A 15,466-nucleotide genomic window follows, 5' to 3' on the forward strand; every position below is an offset into this window, starting at 1 on the left:
TCCTCTCAAGGTATTTTGCAGTGAGATTAATCGATGCCATCGATTGATCCAATCAAATTACGACGGGTAATCGTCTTTCATTTGATGAGCTATACACCCCAACAGATTTCATATTCTGACTAGGAGCGTGTAAACAATGGCAGTCATTGTGGAAGATACTGAAAGCAGGCCCGTTGCTGCCTGGGGTGCCGTCTTTTCGATGGCACTCTGCGTGGCGATGCTTATCGCCTCGGAGTTCATGCCCGTCAGCTTGCTGACGCCGATGGCAGAAGGGCTGCACGCGACCGAAGGACAAACCGGGCAAGCGATTTCGATCAGCGGGTTGTTCGCGGTAGTGGCAAGCTTGCTCATTACTACAGCAGCCGGAACGCTGAACCGGAAATGGGTCCTGATCGCGATGACGGCGTTGATGCTGATATCATTGATGTTGGTTGCCGCCGCACCGAATTTTGCGGTGCTAATGATCGGTCGTGCGTTGCTGGGCATCTGCATCGGTGGTTTCTGGGCATTGGCAACAGCCGTCATTATGCGACTGGTTCCGGCTGCTGACGTACCACGCGCGCTTGCGCTAATGTATAGCGGGCAAGCCATCGCTGCGGCATTCGCAGCCCCAATCGGCAGCTATCTCGGTGGCATGTTCGGTTGGCGCGAGGTCTTCTGGGCGCTAACCCCCATTATTGCTATCAATCTCCTTTGGCATGTGATCGCATTGCCATCGCTGCCAGCTCATCAGAAGCAAGATTTTCGGTCGATGCTCGACCTGCTGAAACGCCGGTATTTCTCACTCGGTCTAGCGGCTTGCATGCTGTCGTGGGGCTCGGCATTTACGATGTTCACCTATCTACGTCCGTTTCTGGAAAAGGTGACAGGTGTTGACGTCACCACCCTTTCGGCCCTGCTGCTGCTTCTCGGATCAGCCGGTTTCATTGGCACCTGGGCGGCTGGGCGTTTCCTGAAAGGCAATGTTGCGCCATTCCTCAAACTACCCGCACTTGTCATGGGGAGTGCAACACTAGGCCTCATTCTATTTGGCTTCTCGGTGGCCGCAGTGGCGCTCTTCATGGCGATCTGGGGTGCGATGAACACAATGTTCTCGGTCATCTGGATGACATGGATGACGCAGAACGCTGATGACACACCCGAAGCTGCCGGTAGCCTGATGGTCGCGGCGATCCAGATATCGATCCTGCTTGGGGCAGTAATTGGAGGCATTCTGCTCGATAGCTTTTCGATCCAGACGACTTTTATCGGCAGCATTGTTCTGGCGGTCTTGGCAATAGCGCTGATCCGCGACGGCCGTAGCCTTCTGAAGCCAAAGGCCGACTGATATGGACGCGCGCACCGATTGCTGATAGCAGGCGCGCTGCCGACCTTTCTCCGTCGTCTCTCTATCATCCGGTGGACAAGGTTCAGGCACAGCAAGAAGCGAACATGTTCAAGCTTTTCATTTAAAAAACACTGTCACAAGCCTGTTACTCATGACGGTACTGTCAAAAACTTAAGATATCAGTATCTGCAACGACCGTCAGCCATAACCACAGATGCGAACCATGCCCACCGACAGATATCGATGGGCATGAACGTTAAGTTTATTCTATTTTAGTGAGTTAGATCGAGCATTGGCGCGTCTCCACTCAATTATTTTCGACTAAGCCAGTGCGTTGAAAAGTAATGTGAAAATATTTCTTCGCATATCGAGATGCCGTCATGCTTACCGTCAGAAAATTTCGATCTTGAAATTATTGAACTTTTCGGGCGGGCGGCAAAGCTGGATATTTCGTTATCTACCGCTGGAAACCAGAACTGTCAGCAGTCTGGCATCGATCCAGTAAATATGGCCGATGAAATAGGATTATACCGTCACGGAGCTTAGTTGGCCATCCTCAAGGTCGTCCGCTCTAACCTAACCAAAGCCGCGACAATTGCCCGCGTACACGACATAGGTGCACGAGATCCGGCTTTCGTTCTTCACAGCCCGGTGCCGCAGCCAGTCATTCAATGCAGACTCGCTACAATCGAATGTCGAAAAATCATGTTCCGCCGTCAGAGGAATCGGGGCAGACAGCCTCGATTCAGGATGATCCGGCGTGTCGTCCATTTCTGCCATCCCAGAGTCTGACGCAGCGATGCCTTGAGCTTCGGTCCCGGCGCAAGTGGGTTGTCGAACGCCTGCATGAAGGCGTCGTAGCGTTCAGAGTCTAATGTGAACAAACGCTGGTTGAGCAGCACATCCACCGTCTGCCGCCATGCACTTTCCACCATAAACTCTGTCCGCATCTTGCCAAAGACCGCCGCCGCATCACCGATGAGCTGATGGCTACCGGTTTCAATACGCAGATTGATGCGGCCCTTGGCGTCGGCCGCAGAGGTGCACGCCACGACGACAGCAGTCGCAGAAGGGGAAGATTCGGAGGAGGCGAGACCTGCTTTTTACCATGACCCAAATATGGGCGCATGTATCCATAGCATCAGTACGCGAGAACTAAGGACGGTTTGGCCGTTGCGTTTCAGGTCCGTGACGGAGGGTGCAACGCCACCGCTATTCGACCGCCTCGGGTCTAGCGATGGCTTCTGCTGACCATCGCCATGATGATTTCGTAAAGTTCGGCCTGCGCCTGCTCGGCCGTTATCTCGCCTGTCGCTGCGGCATGGGATAGGGCATCGGCTGCGCCAAGCATTGCCCAAAAGCTGGACTGCAAGACACCTTTTGTCCCCGTGAATGGGGCCAAAAACTTCCTGCATTTTTCGATGAATGCCTGCTGATAGTCGCGCTTGACGGCTTCCAATTCAGGAGAGCCGGCAAGTCCGGCCAGCACACTGGGAATTTCACGGCCTTGGGCAAGCACACATTCGACATAGGACGAGGCGATGACCCGCGCGGTTCCTTCCACGGTCGGTTCGCAGGCCTCAAGCGCGGCGTCGATCACCGCTGTCTGGCGTACGTCAAAATCCTGATAGAGCGCAGTTAGCAACCCGTTGCGTGTACCGAAATGGTCATAGATCACTGGCTTGGTAACACCCGCCTCATCCGCCATGCGAGGCAATGTCAGCGCGTCGGTGCCTTCCTCACGCGCGAGCTGCCACGCTACATCAAGAAGCTTACGAAGCCGATCCTCACGGTTCAAGCGAACGCGCTTCACGGCGCTCTGACTGTCATTGGGCATGCTTGACATATCTATATACCAAAAGTAACTTACCTTAAGTATATAGAAACAACCCTTCAAACGCAACCAACTTCCGGGGTCTCGTTCCGGTAGCTGAAGCGGCACGCCTGCGCGCCGCTCACAGAGGATTTTTGCCAGATGACTGATATGACGCTTCCAACATCCGCAGATCGAAAGGCATGGCTCGGCCTCATGGCCGTGCTGCCGCTCGTTCTGCTTGTCGCCATGGACGGCTCGATCCTCTACCTCGCCATGCCGCACGTCACCTCCGCACTAACGCCAACTGCCGATCAGGCGCTTTGGATTCTCGACATCTATGGTTTCGTTGTGGGGTCGTTGCTGATCGCCTTCGGCAACATCGGCGACCGCTACGGGCGGCTCAAGCTCATTATGGTCGGGGCGGTGATCTTCGGTGCGGGCTCACTTGGAGCGGCTTGGTCGCAATCCCCATTGATGCTGATTGCAGCGCGAGCGCTTATGGGACTAGGTGGCGCGACATTGCTGCCGTCCGGCCTTGCCATCGTCAGCGGCCTGTTTCCCGACCCGCGTATGCGTGCACGCGCCATCGGCATCTTCGCAGCGACATTCGCCGCTGGCTTCGCCATCGGTCCCCTAATCGGCGGCATGTTGCTCCGACAATTCGAGTGGGGTATCGCCTTCCTTATCAACGTCCCTGTCGTGCTCACCTTCCTGATTGTCGCGCCAATCCTGCTGCGCGAAGTCCGTTCGACGGCTTACGGCCGGATCGACCTGCCGAGTCTGCTGCTATCGTTCATCGGTATCCTGCTGTTTACATGGTCGCTCAAGACCGCCGCCGCCGAAGGTTTCACGGCAATGCAGTCCGCAGGCGGGATTATCGGTATTGCCGCCCTCGCCCTGTTCCTGCGTCGGCAGACCCGCATCGACTATCCGCTGCTTGATCTTGGGCTGTTCCGGGATTACATCTTCTCCATAGCAATTCTGACTGGCCTCCTGTCACTCGTGGTCTGGTCCGCTGCCAGCTACCTGTCCGGCATCTATCTGCAAACTGTGCTTGGTTTAGATGTGTTCACGACCGCGCTGCTTACACTGCCGGGAGCCATTGTGCTGACTGCGACCTGCGTAGGGACGGCGCGGATTGTGGAGTGGATAGGGCGCAAAACCGCTCTCGTGGCGACACATCTGCTGATAAGTGCAGGCGTCTTCCTGCTACTGTTCACAACCACGGAAGCCGGAGTCTCGGCCTTCATTGCTTCGACGATGATCGCCGGTATCGGCTACGGCCTGTCGTTCAGCCTTGTCGCCGAGGTTGCAGTGTCGGCGGTCCCAGCCGAACGAGCTGGCGCTGCCGGATCAATTGCGGAAACCAGTAACGAGTTGGGAAATGCATTGGGCATCACCTTTCTTGGATCGTTGGCCGCTTTGACTTTCCGCCTGTTCGGGCCCGGCGTGGCCGGAACCCTGAACGAAACACTTGATCACGCGGGCATCGCCCCAGAAACAACCGTGCAGGCCAAGGAAGCTTTCCTCGTCGGCCTGCACATCGCGGTCGGTGTCGGCGGATTTCTTACTCTGATCGTCGGCATCATCGCGTGGCTTTGGCTGCCGAGAAAGCTGCCGGAATAACCATGCGACGACAATCAGCACCTATAATTGATCGTCGATAGGGAATGTCGATCTCGCTAGGACCACTGAGGTCGGACGCCACTTCGTTGAGCGGGTCACTGTTGGCCTCGATCAATTCGACCATGTGGGCAGACCGCAGGCATGGCAGCGGGGGAATGTGATCGCCTGCGCATTTGCACGCCCGACCATCAGAGATGGGATACCGACTGCGCTCGGATCACGCATCCCCTCGCTTCACTGATCCAGGGGCTCGCAGTCACCGAATATCAAAACGTCCATGATGCCCTCTATCCCTTGAAATCTGGCCTTGACATTGACACTAATGTTAAGGTGGTAGGACCGTGTGGAAAGGGGTCGAGATGCAGATCAAGGAAGCGGCTGAAAGGCTCGGGATTACGGAACGCATGCTGCGCCATTATGAGAAAGCGGGCCTCATGGATGCCCGGCGCTCGGAGAATGGCTATCGCAGCTACAGCCAAGCCGACCTGCGCCGGGCGGGACGCATCCGCGATCTCATCGCAACAGGCTTCTCCACACGCGAGATCCGCGCCATGGCGGCCTGCCTCTCCGACGAGGGCGCAGGCCCGTGCGAGGGCGGTATTCCGCAATTGCTGGAGAAGCTGGAGCATATCGACCGGCTCCGAGCCGATCTTGACGCACGGCGGGAAGCGGTTCTCGGCCGCCTTGCCATGTTCCGGGAGTCCCTTTCGATCCATCACGAAAGGAACGACCCACACCATGCTGCGCCTGATATTTCTCTTCCTGATCGCCTTCCTCGTGGGGGCGGACGAATTCCTGTTGGGACCGATCCTCACGCCAATAGGCGCTGACCTTTCGGTTCCGCCTGAGCGCATTGCGCTGTTCATTACAGCCTACAGCCTACCGCTGGCGCTCATGGCCCCGATCCTTGGCAGCGTGTCCGACCGATATGGACGGCTCGTCGTCCTTGTCCCCTCGACGCTCGTATTCGGCCTTGCATCGATTGCCACCTCTTTCGTCCCCACATTCGAGACGGGCATTGCCACCCGCATCCTGACCGGAGTGGCCAGCGGCGGGATGCTGGGCATCGCCATGGCAATGGCAGGCGATCTTGGCGAGAAAGTCGCGCCCAAAGCCATCGCCTTCGTCACATCCGGCCTTACGCTCGGCATCATCCTTAGCCCCGGCATCGGCGCTTTGTCGGCCGAGTTCTGGTCATGGCGCTTCGCGTTCACGGCGCTTGGTGGTCTGGCGCTGATCGTAGTTCTGGTCGGTCTGCCGTCACTACGCACGACACTGGCGCCCGAACATCGAGCGAACGCCAATGCTGGCAAGGTCACGGAACCGCTTTTCGTGCAAGGCGCATGGGGAAGTCTGATCGCCATGGCTGCCGGCCTCGGCGGCGCGGTCGGTTGCTTCACGCTTGTCGGCGAGCGACTGCGTTCTCTCTACGAATGGGACACGGCGACGGTCGGCATGGTTTATGCTGCTTTCGGCATCCTCACACTGGTCGGCAACTTCACCATGCCGCTGGCATTGGTCCGCGTCGGCAATGGCCGCGCCCTGATGCGGATCACGCTGGTCTTCGTGCTGGCTGCAATTGCCGTCACTTATGTCTTTGACAGCTTCGCGCCGGTTGTGGTTCTGCTTGCACTTGCGATTTGGGCGGTGCTTGGCGGCATAGGTGCTCCGGGCCTGCAAACCCATATCGCGCAACTCTCGCGGTCCCGCAGGGGGGCGCTAATGGCGCTGGCCGGAAGCAGTATGAATCTAGGCGTTGCAGGGGCTACCGCATTGGCGTCCAGCGTCTATCCGGCTGGAGCGGCGTGGATTGCTGGCGTGGCATTGGTGCTCATAGCAATCGCAATCGTAGCTCTGCGCCCGGTGTCTACCGGTGTTGCCGAAATGGCCTCAACGGAGTGATCGGGATGCGGCGACGTTAGACACCAATAGTTGACCGTCAACAGGGAGTGCCGACTGCGTTAGGGTCGCGCATTCCCCTCGCGTCGGTATCCATGCTTTGATACCGATCAGCTTCCTTGCGCGGCGCCTGCATTGCGCGGAAGCCTAACCTTTGGGATCAGATTGCTGTTGTCGGTGTCGTAGTAGATGGGACGGCAGCGAGAATAGTAATCCAGTTACCAGGTCTTCTACCAGCGCGCGGCTTGCCCGGTTAACGCGCAAGCGCGGCGATCGGATCGGCCAGTTTCGCAGCAGGCACGGCGGACGCATCGCGGCTCATATTTCCTTCGACACGGTTCCCTTGAGCTTGTGGCCGACTTCTACAATCGCATCCAACGCCGGCACCAACTCCTGACCGAGCGGCGTCAGAGCATATTCCACCGAAGGCGGCTTTGTCGGCTGGATGGTGCGTATGACGACGCCGCGGCTCTCGAGCTCTCGAAGTCGCTGCGAAAGCACCTTGGCCGAAATCGGCGGTATATCAAGACGCAGTTCACTGAAGCGCCTTCGACCAGCGCGCAGGTGCCAGATCACATTCGGTGCCCATGCTCCGGCGATGATCGCCATACACTCAGACAGAGCACATGTTTCCGGCGGCGGCGTACTTCGGTTCTTGCGGACTTTCAGGCTCATGCTCTCGACCGGGTTACTCCGTGGAAACTCGAATATGAAGTAACCAATAGAAACTTGGTTGGCAAGAGTAACCCGGATCAATAGTGTCCGGTTGTTCCCACTAACAAGGAGGTTTCCATGCGGCTCTATTTTAAACCTGGCGCTTGTTCGTTGTCGTCGCGGATCGTTCTCACCGAGATCGGGCTGGCCTTTGATACCGAGCGGGTCGATACCGAAACCGGTCTGACCGAAACCGGCACAGACTATCGTGTAATCAATCCCAAGGGCTATGTGCCAGCTCTCGAAATGGATGACGGCACAGTCCTTACCGAGAACCCGGCAATCCTTCAGTTCCTCGCCGATACCCACCCCGAAGCGGGACTCGCGCCTGCCAGTGGCACTCTGGAACGTGCTCGCCTACAGGAATGGCTCAATTTCACCTCGTCCGAGCTTCACAAGGCATTCAGCCCCTATTTTCGCGGCCATCCACTCGAAACGACTGAAAAGGAGCAGGTCGAGGAACGTCTGGCCCGACGTGTGGGAGACGTGGCGCACGGCCTTGCCGATGGCAGGGACTTCATCCTCGGCAACGGTTTCACCGTGGCGGATGCCTACCTATTCGTCGTCCTGAATTGGGCCGGGTTTATCGACCTTGACCTCGCCCGCTGGCCACATGTCACGGCCTATATGGCGCGCATCTCAGCCCGACCGTCCGTTCGCGATGCCATGCGTCAGGAAGGACTTTTTACCGATGAGGGCGCAGCATGACCTCCGCCATGAACGACATCTGCAACGCTCTCCAGGACTATTTCGACGCACTCTATTTCTGCGATGTGGACAAACTTCAGGGTGTCTTCCACCCCAAGGCGATCTACGCCACCGCGGATGAAACACCGCTGCTTTATCGCACCATGGGAGAGTATGTGCCGGTCATCGCTGCTCGGCAGTCGCCAGCCTCTCGCAACGAAGATCGGCACGATCATATCGACGCCATAGACCTTGCTGGCGACAATACAGCCGTCGCCCGTGTGCGATGTTCGATAGGCCAGCGCGATTTCGTCGATTTCCTGACCTTGGTGCGCACCGATGGCCGGTGGCGGATCATCGCCAAGGTCTTTCAGATCATCGAACGTCAATCATAAGGAGCGACAGACATGCCGTATGTAAACATCAAGATCACGCGCGAAGGTGCAACGCCAGAACAAAAGGCAGAACTCATCAAGGGCGTGACCAACCTGTTGGTGGACGTTCTGGATAAGAACCCTGCAACCACCTTTGTCGTCATCGACGAGGTAAATCCTGAAGATTGGGGCATTGGCGGTCTTCCGGTCGCGGAATACCGAAAAACCCTCGACAAGCCATCGTGAGGTTTAGATGACTTTGCAGGCGTCCCGGTCTTCAATGTGACAATGGTTTGATCAAGGGCCGGTCGCTTTGTGCGACAGGCGCGCAAGTAGATCGGCCAGTTGCGCAGCGAAAACATCGTCGAGATAGATATGGCTTCGGGCGCTCTGGCAGATCGCTTTGGGCGCAAGCGCGTCTTCATGGCGGGCGTCGTGGTCTTCGGTATCTCATCACTCGCCTGCGGGCTGGCGACGAATGCCCCGGTCCTGATTGTCGCTCGGGTCGTACAGGGTGTGGGAGGCGCGGCGTTGCTCGCCTGCCAGATGGCGGTGCTCTCTTATCAATTCCGTGACTCGCCTGATCGCGGAATGGCGTTTAGCGCATGGGGGATCGCCTTCGGCGCTCGACTTGGGTTCGGTCCACTAATTGGTGGGGTTACCGTCACTTTCATCGGCTGGGAGTGGGTGTTCCCAGCCCATGTGCCACTGGCGGCGGTCACTCTTCTTCTCGCGCATTTCGCCATTGCCGAGTCCTCCGATCCCCACGCCGTACGCATCGATGGAGCGGGAATCGCAAAGCCGGTCGCGGAGCGGGCACTTACGGACGGATTCGGCTGCGTCATGCTCTACGCCTTGATATGTGCATGGTCGCTCTCAATTTTGAGCTTCGTCGTCCTGCGCCGGGAGCATTTCGTCCAAGTGGGATAAATAACGATGGGACGGCGGTGGCATTCAGCTCCGATGACCTACCATCCATGAGGAGTGCCGGTTTGGCCGCCTCGGGCGAGCGCGGCCACTTGCGTCGCGACTTCCATGCGTCGATCCCGCCCGGTTTCCTGACTGATCTTATCGCGCGATATCGGGAAGAGCACCCCCACATCAAGATCGAGATTTCGGAAAGCATGGCCCGCGATGCGCTGACACAATTGCATTCCGATCCTCTTGACCCAGCCTTTATCGCCGGGAAGCCCGAACTGCTACACCCGGCCGATCTGGACCAAACCTTTAATGGCCATTCTGCCGGACGGGCATCGCTTTGTCGGGCAATCGGCGGCGTTTGGGTAGGCCCGAATTATTCCCACTCGATCGTACCCGGAGGCTTCGAAGTCACGTCATAGACTACGCGATTGATGCCGCGCACTTCATTGATGATGCGGGTAGCCGCATTGCCAAGGAAGTTCATGTCGTAGTGGTAGAAGTCAGCTGTCATACCATCGACCGAAGTCACTGCACGCAGTGCGCAGACGAACTCGTAGGTACGGCCATCGCCCATAACGCCAACGGTCTGAACCGGAAGCAGAACGGCGAAAGCCTGCCAGATAGCGTCGTAAAGGCCAGCCTTACGGATTTCATCAAGATAAATCGCATCTGCTTCGCGCAGGATTTCAAGCTTTTCGCGCGTGATGCCACCCGGGCAACGGATCGCGAGACCCGGACCAGGGAATGGATGACGTCCGATAAAGCTATCAGGAAGGCCCAGTTCCTTGCCCAGAACGCGTACTTCATCCTTGAAGAGTTCGCGCAGAGGTTCGACCAGCTGCATGTTCATGCGCTCTGGCAAACCGCCAACATTATGGTGCGATTTGATCGTGACCGAAGGACCGCCCGTAAACGAGACACTTTCGATAACATCCGGATACAACGTACCCTGTGCAAGAAAGTCCGCACCGCCTAGCTTGTTGGCTTCTTCTTCGAAAACTTCGATGAAGAGACGACCAATGGTCTTGCGCTTCTTTTCCGGATCACTTTCGCCTTCAAGAGCGCCGATGAAGCGATCCTGCGCGTTCACGAGGATCAGCGGCAGATTATAATGTTCCTTGAACATGGCCACCACATCGGCAGCCTCGTTCTTGCGCATCAAGCCGTGATCAACAAGGATACAGGTCAGCTGATCACCAACCGCTTCGTGGATCAGGAGAGCGGCAACTGACGAGTCAACACCGCCAGAGAGAGCGCAGATGACCTTGCCCTTGCCGACCTGCTTGCGAATAGCTTCGACAGCCTGTTCGCGATAGGCAGACATAGTCCAGTCAGGCTTGATGCCGACGATGTTGTGAACGAAATTCTGAAGCAGCTTTGCACCATCTGGCGTGTGCACCACTTCCGGGTGGAACTGAACCGCGAAATACTTACGTTTCTCATCCGAAATCGCTGCAAAAGGGGCATTTGGCGACGTGCCAATCACCTTGAAGCCTTCAGGAAGCGCTGTTACTCGGTCGCCGTGGCTCATCCAGACCTGATGACGTGTGCCCTTAGCCCAAATGCCAGCGAACAGTGCGCTGTCTTCCTGAACTTCGAGGAACGCGCGGCCGAATTCACGGTCGTGGCCGCTTTCGACCTTGCCACCCAGCTGGGCGCACATGGTCTGCTCGCCATAGCAAATGCCAAGAACGGGAATGCCCGCCTCGAAAATTGCCTGCGGCGCGCGCGGACTGCCGATGTCCGTTGTCGAGTGTGGACTACCCGACAGGATCACAGCCTTCGGATTGATGCGCTTATAGGCATCTTCCGCCGACTGGAACGGAACGATTTCGGAATAGACTCCGGCTTCACGTACGCGGCGTGCAATCAGCTGCGTGACTTGGCTGCCAAAGTCGACGATAAGGATAGTGTCAGGATGTGCCGTGGTGCTCATGCGGAGCATCTAGATAAAAAGCGGCCAAAATGCAATGGAAGAAGTGCCACGTTTCAACAATCCAACAGAGAAACTTGGCCTATACTGACATATCCTTGTCAGGAAGTGCCATGAAGTATCAGGGCACCGTCCAAAATCGCCGCTTCCAACTCTTCAACCGCGCTTGCGAGCTTCTCATCGATAACATGGAGATATTCGGTCCAGTCGCCCACATGCTGCAATTCTCGTACGCCATCGGAAATGCCACGCAGGCCAATCAGAGGGATACCGTATGCCTGACATGCACGCAGGCAGGCAAAGGTCTCCATATCCACCATATCGGTATCAATCGTATCATAGGCCTTGCCGGAAACGATATTCGCACCGGTTGAAAGCGACGCACTGCGAAGACCCGGCACCAGACTGGGCAAATCAAGGGTTTTCGGCAAGTCCAGAAACGGTGTGCAGCCTTTTTCAAAGCCTAAGGGTGATGCGTCCATATCGCGGTAAGCAACCGATGAGACCTGATAGATTTCAGTCTGGAGGAGTGTCGCTGATCCGGCCGAGCCAAGCGAGACGATCAGATCGGGCAATTCGCCCTGCTGCCCGAATATGGTGAGAACACGCGTCAGATTGATTGCAGCTTCGACCGGACCGACACCGATCATCAATGGCGAGATAAGCGAGCTCAGATATGGACCATATTCCGATTCTGTCGCCATGACATAAAGAAGACGTTTACCTGCAATGGTTTTGATCATCCCTGCAGGCCCTTACGATCCTGAACAACCATCATCGTACCGGTCATAGTCGCAATGAGACGCACTTCCGTGTCTGTCACAGCAAAAGCCTGCCCATCGCTGACCATAATCGTCCGGCCGGGCTTGGTAACCTCGCCACGAAACAGAAAACGATCACCTTTACCGGGGGCCAACAGATTGACTTTGAACTCGATTGTAAGCACCGCAGCATCAGTCGGCATAAGACTGAGGGCTGCATAACCGCAGGCAGAGTCCAATGCCGCAGAAATGATACCCGCATGGAGAATACCGTGCTGCTGTGTCAGCTCTTCGCGAAACGGCATTTCGACTTCGACGATACCTGGCTCACAGCGCGTGAGTTCCGCGCCGATCAACTTCATGGCCGCCTGGCGGCCAAAACTCTCTTCAACGCGCTCCTTAAAATCAGGCTCTGCAATTCTGTGCGCTGGCATAAATTTCCCTGAGATTAGCCTCGTTTTTGTAGAACGCTCACATAAAACCCATCTGTATCCGTTGACAATGGAGAAAATACGCTGCCGCGCGCAGGATACACCGGCGCAACCGCACCGGCTTCTGGAACGACCCTGTTCCAGAGTTCCGACGGGGCAATTTCCGAATAGTTGCTGTTGTCAGAAAGGAAGCGCTCAACCTGTCGTGTATTTTCTTCGTCAAAAAGCGAACAGGTCACATAAACCAGTCGTCCGCCCGGCTTCACGTAATGCTTGGCTGCTTCCAACACTTCCTGTTGGTCCTGCACCCGACGTTCAAGCTGCTGATCATTGAGACGCCATTTTGCGTCCGGTCTGCGTCGCCACGTGCCCGAACCGGTGCATGGCGCGTCGGTCAGCACAAGGTCCATACGCTCGATAAGCGGCGCGAGTGCATCGAGATTGCCATGAATCTGCGTGTTGCGGACACCTGCTCTCTGCAATCTGTCATGCATTGGCGAAAGCCGCGCACGTTCGGCATCATAAGCGTGAACCTGTCCGCTATTTTGCATAGCGGCAGCCAGCGCCAGCGTCTTGCCGCCCGCACCCGCACAATAATCCAGCACCTGCTCACCGGGCTTCGCACCTGCAAACAGGGCAGCCAGCTGTGACCCCAGATCCTGCACCTCAAACCAGCCGTCAAGAAAGGACTGATCGGTCTGCACATTGGGATGACGTCCAAGCGCTTCAATTGGCGGAATACGCAAGGCCTGATCAAGGAACGGCGCCTTTGCAACGCCCGCCTTTTCAAGAGCTTCGAGCGTGGCTTCAGGCGTCGCTTTCAGCAGGTTCACTCTGAGATCGACTGGTGGGCGTGTGGCAAGAGCCGCAGCCTCCTCCACCCAACGTTCACCAAACAGAGCTTCAAACGACGGGACGCACCATTCGGGTACATCAGCCTTTACGAATGCTGGTGCAGCAGAAAGATCACGACTGGCCCACGCTTCGCGGCGTGCCGTTTCCAGAGGTTCAGGGGCAAATTTATCGCCGTCGAGTGCTGCATCAATGGCTGCGAAATCCATGCCACCTTCGGAGACCAGCGCGCCATGGGCCAATGCACGTGCATCATCCGCATCCATGCGCCAGGCTATGGATAGTTTGCGGCGAAGCGCATCATAAACAATATTGCCGATAACAGCACGATCGCCAGCGCCTGCAAAGCGATGCGATGCACCCCAATCCTTCAGCGCATCGGAAGCCGGGCGCTTGCCCGCTTCAATATCGTTCAGAACCTCAATCGCCGCCTGAAGGCGTCCGCCAAGCCGCATTACCACTCCTTCACATCTTAAGTGTCGGGCATAGCCTTCCTTGGTGGGAAAAGGCAATCGGCAATTAGAGCGCGGTGTATTTTATCATGCCGCAATTGATCCCCTCAAAAGCAAAAAGCCGGAACAGTCGTCCCGGCCTTTTAGGGTCTGTGGGGGATTAGTCGCTTACTCAGCCGCTGCGGTCGACTCTTCTTCAAGAGCGATCATATTGGCCTCATAGCCATGCGCATCTTTCAATGCTTTGCGAACACCGGCTTCATAATCTGGATGAATCAACTTGAAGTGGCCAAGCTGACGTTCAACGATAAAGCCTGGAACTCCAGTCATTGCCGCCGCAATGTTTGAGAACAGGCGCAGTTTCTGCCCATCGTCGAACAGATTGAACAGGGCACGCGGCTGCGAGTAATCATCGTTGCCGATACGATGATTGTACCGATCGGCGTTACCAGTAATACGCAGCGGCGGTTCCTTGGCCGTTGGCTGCTCGACCGGACCATTGAACGAGTTCGGTTCGTAATAGGCATCGGGGTTACCCGTCGCAATGCCGCCAAAAGTGTTCATCTGACCATCGCGATGGTAGTGGTGCACTGGGCATTTCGGCTGGTTGACCGGAAGGTTCTCATAATGCGTACCAAGGCGATGACGATGCGCATCGGCATAGGAGAACAGGCGAGCCTGCAACATCTTGTCCGGGGAATAGCTGATGCCCGGCACGATATTCGATGGCGAAAACGCAGCGTTTTCAATCTCGGTGAAGTAATTTTCCGCATTGCGGTTGAGTTCCATCACGCCAATATCGATCGGCGGATAGTCAGCATGCGGCCACACTTTGGTGAGATCGAAGGGGTTATAAGGCGTCTTGTCAGCGTCGAGTTCCGGCATGATCTGTACCTGAACCTTCCACTTCGGGAACTCGCCCTTGTCGATGGAAGCGAACAGATCTTCCTGCGTAGATTCACGCGTACGGCCGATCACGCGCTCAGCTTCATCGTTGGTCCAGTGCTTGTGACCCTGCAAGGTCTTGAAGTGAAACTTGACCCAATAACGCTCACCGGCATCATTCCAAAATGAATAGGTATGCGAGCCATAGCCGTTGATGTGGCGTACATCCGTTGGAAGACCACGATCAGACATCAGGATCGTGACCTGATGCAGGCTTTCCGGCGAAAGCGACCAGAAATCCCACATGGCAGTTGCCGAACGCAGGTTGGTCTTGGGATGACGCTTCTGGGTGTGAATGAAGTCCGGGAACTTCAATGGATCACGCACGAAGAAAACTGGCGTGTTGTTGCCAACCAGATCCCAATTGCCTTCTGCGGTGTAGAACTTCAATGCAAAGCCGCGCACATCGCGCTCGGCATCGGCTGCACCCTGCTCACCGGCAACGGTCGAGAAACGAGCCAACATCGGGGTCTTGGCACCCGGCTGCAGCGCCTTGGCCTTGGTATATTTTGAAATATCGCCAGTTATAGTCAGCGTGCCGAATGCACCCCAACCCTTGGCGTGAACGACGCGCTCAGGAATACGCTCACGGTTCTGGTGTGACAGCTTTTCAATCAGCTGATAGTCTTGCAACAGAACAGGACCGCGCTCACCAGCGGTAAGGGAATTCTGGTTATCCGGGATTGGCGCACCAGCGCTTGTAGTCATAATCGGACGGTCTGCCATGG

Annotated in this window: 17 protein-coding genes; 9 read left to right on the forward strand and 8 right to left on the reverse strand. The window is 56.5% G+C overall.

Translation table 11 applies throughout. The features are described 5' to 3' along the window. Window positions 1-136: 136 nt before the first annotated feature. Window positions 137-1,327 (forward strand): MFS transporter, encoded by a 1,191-nt coding sequence (locus CEV33_RS21605; RefSeq protein ID WP_094542432.1) that lies wholly within the window; start codon window positions 137-139, stop codon window positions 1,325-1,327. Window positions 1,328-2,043: 716 nt separating this feature from the next. Here CEV33_RS21605 and CEV33_RS21615 read toward each other — a convergent pair. Both CEV33_RS21615 and CEV33_RS21620 read right to left on the reverse strand, forming a co-directional pair. Then, window positions 2,044-2,379, reverse strand: coding sequence for a type II toxin-antitoxin system TacA family antitoxin (locus CEV33_RS21615; protein WP_094542433.1), 336 nt, complete (start codon window positions 2,377-2,379; stop codon window positions 2,044-2,046). A gap of 179 nt (window positions 2,380-2,558) precedes the next feature. Next, window positions 2,559-3,173, reverse strand: coding sequence for a TetR/AcrR family transcriptional regulator (locus tag CEV33_RS21620; RefSeq protein ID WP_094542434.1), 615 nt, complete (start codon window positions 3,171-3,173; stop codon window positions 2,559-2,561). A 129-nt stretch (window positions 3,174-3,302) separates the two neighbouring features. Between CEV33_RS21620 and CEV33_RS21625 the strand changes: the two genes are divergently transcribed. The 3 genes from CEV33_RS21625 to CEV33_RS21635 all read left to right on the forward strand — a co-directional run bounded on the left by CEV33_RS21625 (window position 3,303) and on the right by CEV33_RS21635 (window position 6,671). Then, window positions 3,303-4,769 (forward strand): MFS transporter, encoded by a 1,467-nt coding sequence (locus CEV33_RS21625; RefSeq protein WP_094542435.1) that lies wholly within the window; start codon window positions 3,303-3,305, stop codon window positions 4,767-4,769. A gap of 341 nt (window positions 4,770-5,110) precedes the next feature. Continuing rightward, on the forward strand, window positions 5,111-5,599 hold the full coding sequence (locus CEV33_RS21630) for a MerR family transcriptional regulator (RefSeq protein ID WP_235818494.1): 489 nt from the start codon (window positions 5,111-5,113) through the stop codon (window positions 5,597-5,599). Further along, window positions 5,508-6,671 carry an MFS transporter gene (locus CEV33_RS21635; protein WP_094542437.1) on the forward strand — a complete coding sequence of 388 codons (1,164 nt, stop codon included), beginning with the start codon at window positions 5,508-5,510 and terminating at the stop codon, window positions 6,669-6,671. Before CEV33_RS21630 ends, CEV33_RS21635 begins: the two co-directional genes overlap by 92 nt. Window positions 6,672-6,986: 315 nt before the next feature. Here the strand turns inward: CEV33_RS21635 and CEV33_RS21640 are convergent, their stop codons facing one another. Beyond that, the gene (locus CEV33_RS21640) at window positions 6,987-7,343 is read right to left on the reverse strand and encodes a winged helix-turn-helix transcriptional regulator (protein WP_094542438.1); all 357 of its coding nucleotides are present in this window, start codon (window positions 7,341-7,343) and stop codon (window positions 6,987-6,989) included. A gap of 117 nt (window positions 7,344-7,460) precedes the next feature. Here CEV33_RS21640 and gstA point away from each other — a divergent pair, with 117 nt between their 5' ends. The 5 genes from gstA (at window position 7,461) to CEV33_RS21665 (ending at window position 9,783) form a co-directional block, all read left to right on the forward strand. Next, a complete protein-coding gene (gene gstA / locus CEV33_RS21645) occupies window positions 7,461-8,090 on the forward strand; it encodes a glutathione transferase GstA (protein ID WP_094542439.1) in 630 nt (209 codons plus the stop codon). Then, window positions 8,087-8,464, forward strand: coding sequence for a nuclear transport factor 2 family protein (locus tag CEV33_RS21650; RefSeq protein WP_094542440.1), 378 nt, complete (start codon window positions 8,087-8,089; stop codon window positions 8,462-8,464). Before gstA ends, CEV33_RS21650 begins: the two co-directional genes overlap by 4 nt. Before the next feature lie 12 nt (window positions 8,465-8,476). Beyond that, the gene (locus tag CEV33_RS21655; RefSeq protein WP_094542441.1) at window positions 8,477-8,689 is read left to right on the forward strand and encodes a tautomerase family protein; all 213 of its coding nucleotides are present in this window, start codon (window positions 8,477-8,479) and stop codon (window positions 8,687-8,689) included. 99 nt (window positions 8,690-8,788) lie between these two features. Beyond that, entirely contained in the window at window positions 8,789-9,373 is a 585-nt protein-coding gene (locus CEV33_RS21660) for an MFS transporter (RefSeq protein WP_235818495.1), read from the forward strand. A 47-nt stretch (window positions 9,374-9,420) separates the two neighbouring features. Beyond that, the gene (locus CEV33_RS21665) at window positions 9,421-9,783 is read left to right on the forward strand and encodes a LysR substrate-binding domain-containing protein (RefSeq protein ID WP_167388212.1); all 363 of its coding nucleotides are present in this window, start codon (window positions 9,421-9,423) and stop codon (window positions 9,781-9,783) included. Here the strand turns inward: CEV33_RS21665 and guaA are convergent. From guaA to katA, 5 genes are all read right to left on the reverse strand, one after another. Further along, window positions 9,738-11,300, reverse strand: coding sequence for a glutamine-hydrolyzing GMP synthase (gene guaA / locus CEV33_RS21670; protein ID WP_094542595.1), 1,563 nt, complete (start codon window positions 11,298-11,300; stop codon window positions 9,738-9,740). The genes CEV33_RS21665 and guaA overlap by 46 nt on opposite strands. 98 nt (window positions 11,301-11,398) lie before the next feature. Then, on the reverse strand, window positions 11,399-12,040 hold the full coding sequence (locus tag CEV33_RS21675) for a 5'-methylthioadenosine/S-adenosylhomocysteine nucleosidase (RefSeq protein ID WP_094542443.1): 642 nt from the start codon (window positions 12,038-12,040) through the stop codon (window positions 11,399-11,401). Next, window positions 12,037-12,492 (reverse strand): PaaI family thioesterase, encoded by a 456-nt coding sequence (locus CEV33_RS21680; RefSeq protein WP_024897768.1) that lies wholly within the window; start codon window positions 12,490-12,492, stop codon window positions 12,037-12,039. Before CEV33_RS21680 ends, CEV33_RS21675 begins: the two co-directional genes overlap by 4 nt. Window positions 12,493-12,506: 14 nt before the next feature. Beyond that, complete coding sequence (locus tag CEV33_RS21685) at window positions 12,507-13,796, reverse strand: RsmB/NOP family class I SAM-dependent RNA methyltransferase (protein ID WP_094542444.1); 1,290 nt, start codon at window positions 13,794-13,796, stop codon at window positions 12,507-12,509. A gap of 165 nt (window positions 13,797-13,961) precedes the next feature. Then, the gene (gene katA, locus CEV33_RS21690) at window positions 13,962-15,464 is read right to left on the reverse strand and encodes a catalase KatA (RefSeq protein WP_094542445.1); all 1,503 of its coding nucleotides are present in this window, start codon (window positions 15,462-15,464) and stop codon (window positions 13,962-13,964) included. Between the last annotated feature and the right edge of the window lie 2 nt (window positions 15,465-15,466).

The sequence above is a fragment of the Brucella grignonensis genome, from assembly GCF_002252505.1.
GTDB classification, from domain to species: Bacteria; Pseudomonadota; Alphaproteobacteria; order Rhizobiales; family Rhizobiaceae; genus Brucella; species Brucella grignonensis.

Excerpts from the sequence above, each read along its gene's own strand:
- katA (WP_094542445.1), bottom strand. The coding sequence starts at position 15,464 with ATGGCAGACCGTCCGATTATGACTACAAGCGCTGGTGCGCCAATCCCG.
- gstA (WP_094542439.1), top strand. The coding sequence starts at position 7,461 with ATGCGGCTCTATTTTAAACCTGGCGCTTGTTCGTTGTCGTCGCGGATC.
- CEV33_RS21655 (WP_094542441.1), top strand. The coding sequence starts at position 8,477 with ATGCCGTATGTAAACATCAAGATCACGCGCGAAGGTGCAACGCCAGAA.
- CEV33_RS21605 (WP_094542432.1), top strand. The coding sequence starts at position 137 with ATGGCAGTCATTGTGGAAGATACTGAAAGCAGGCCCGTTGCTGCCTGG.
- guaA (WP_094542595.1), bottom strand. The coding sequence starts at position 11,300 with ATGAGCACCACGGCACATCCTGACACTATCCTTATCGTCGACTTTGGC.
- CEV33_RS21665 (WP_167388212.1), top strand. The coding sequence starts at position 9,421 with ATGAGGAGTGCCGGTTTGGCCGCCTCGGGCGAGCGCGGCCACTTGCGT.
- CEV33_RS21625 (WP_094542435.1), top strand. The coding sequence starts at position 3,303 with ATGACTGATATGACGCTTCCAACATCCGCAGATCGAAAGGCATGGCTC.
- CEV33_RS21680 (WP_024897768.1), bottom strand. The coding sequence starts at position 12,492 with ATGCCAGCGCACAGAATTGCAGAGCCTGATTTTAAGGAGCGCGTTGAA.
- CEV33_RS21685 (WP_094542444.1), bottom strand. The coding sequence starts at position 13,796 with ATGCGGCTTGGCGGACGCCTTCAGGCGGCGATTGAGGTTCTGAACGAT.
- CEV33_RS21620 (WP_094542434.1), bottom strand. The coding sequence starts at position 3,173 with ATGTCAAGCATGCCCAATGACAGTCAGAGCGCCGTGAAGCGCGTTCGC.
- CEV33_RS21650 (WP_094542440.1), top strand. The coding sequence starts at position 8,087 with ATGACCTCCGCCATGAACGACATCTGCAACGCTCTCCAGGACTATTTC.
- CEV33_RS21675 (WP_094542443.1), bottom strand. The coding sequence starts at position 12,040 with ATGATCAAAACCATTGCAGGTAAACGTCTTCTTTATGTCATGGCGACA.
- CEV33_RS21640 (WP_094542438.1), bottom strand. The coding sequence starts at position 7,343 with ATGAGCCTGAAAGTCCGCAAGAACCGAAGTACGCCGCCGCCGGAAACA.
- CEV33_RS21635 (WP_094542437.1), top strand. The coding sequence starts at position 5,508 with ATGCTGCGCCTGATATTTCTCTTCCTGATCGCCTTCCTCGTGGGGGCG.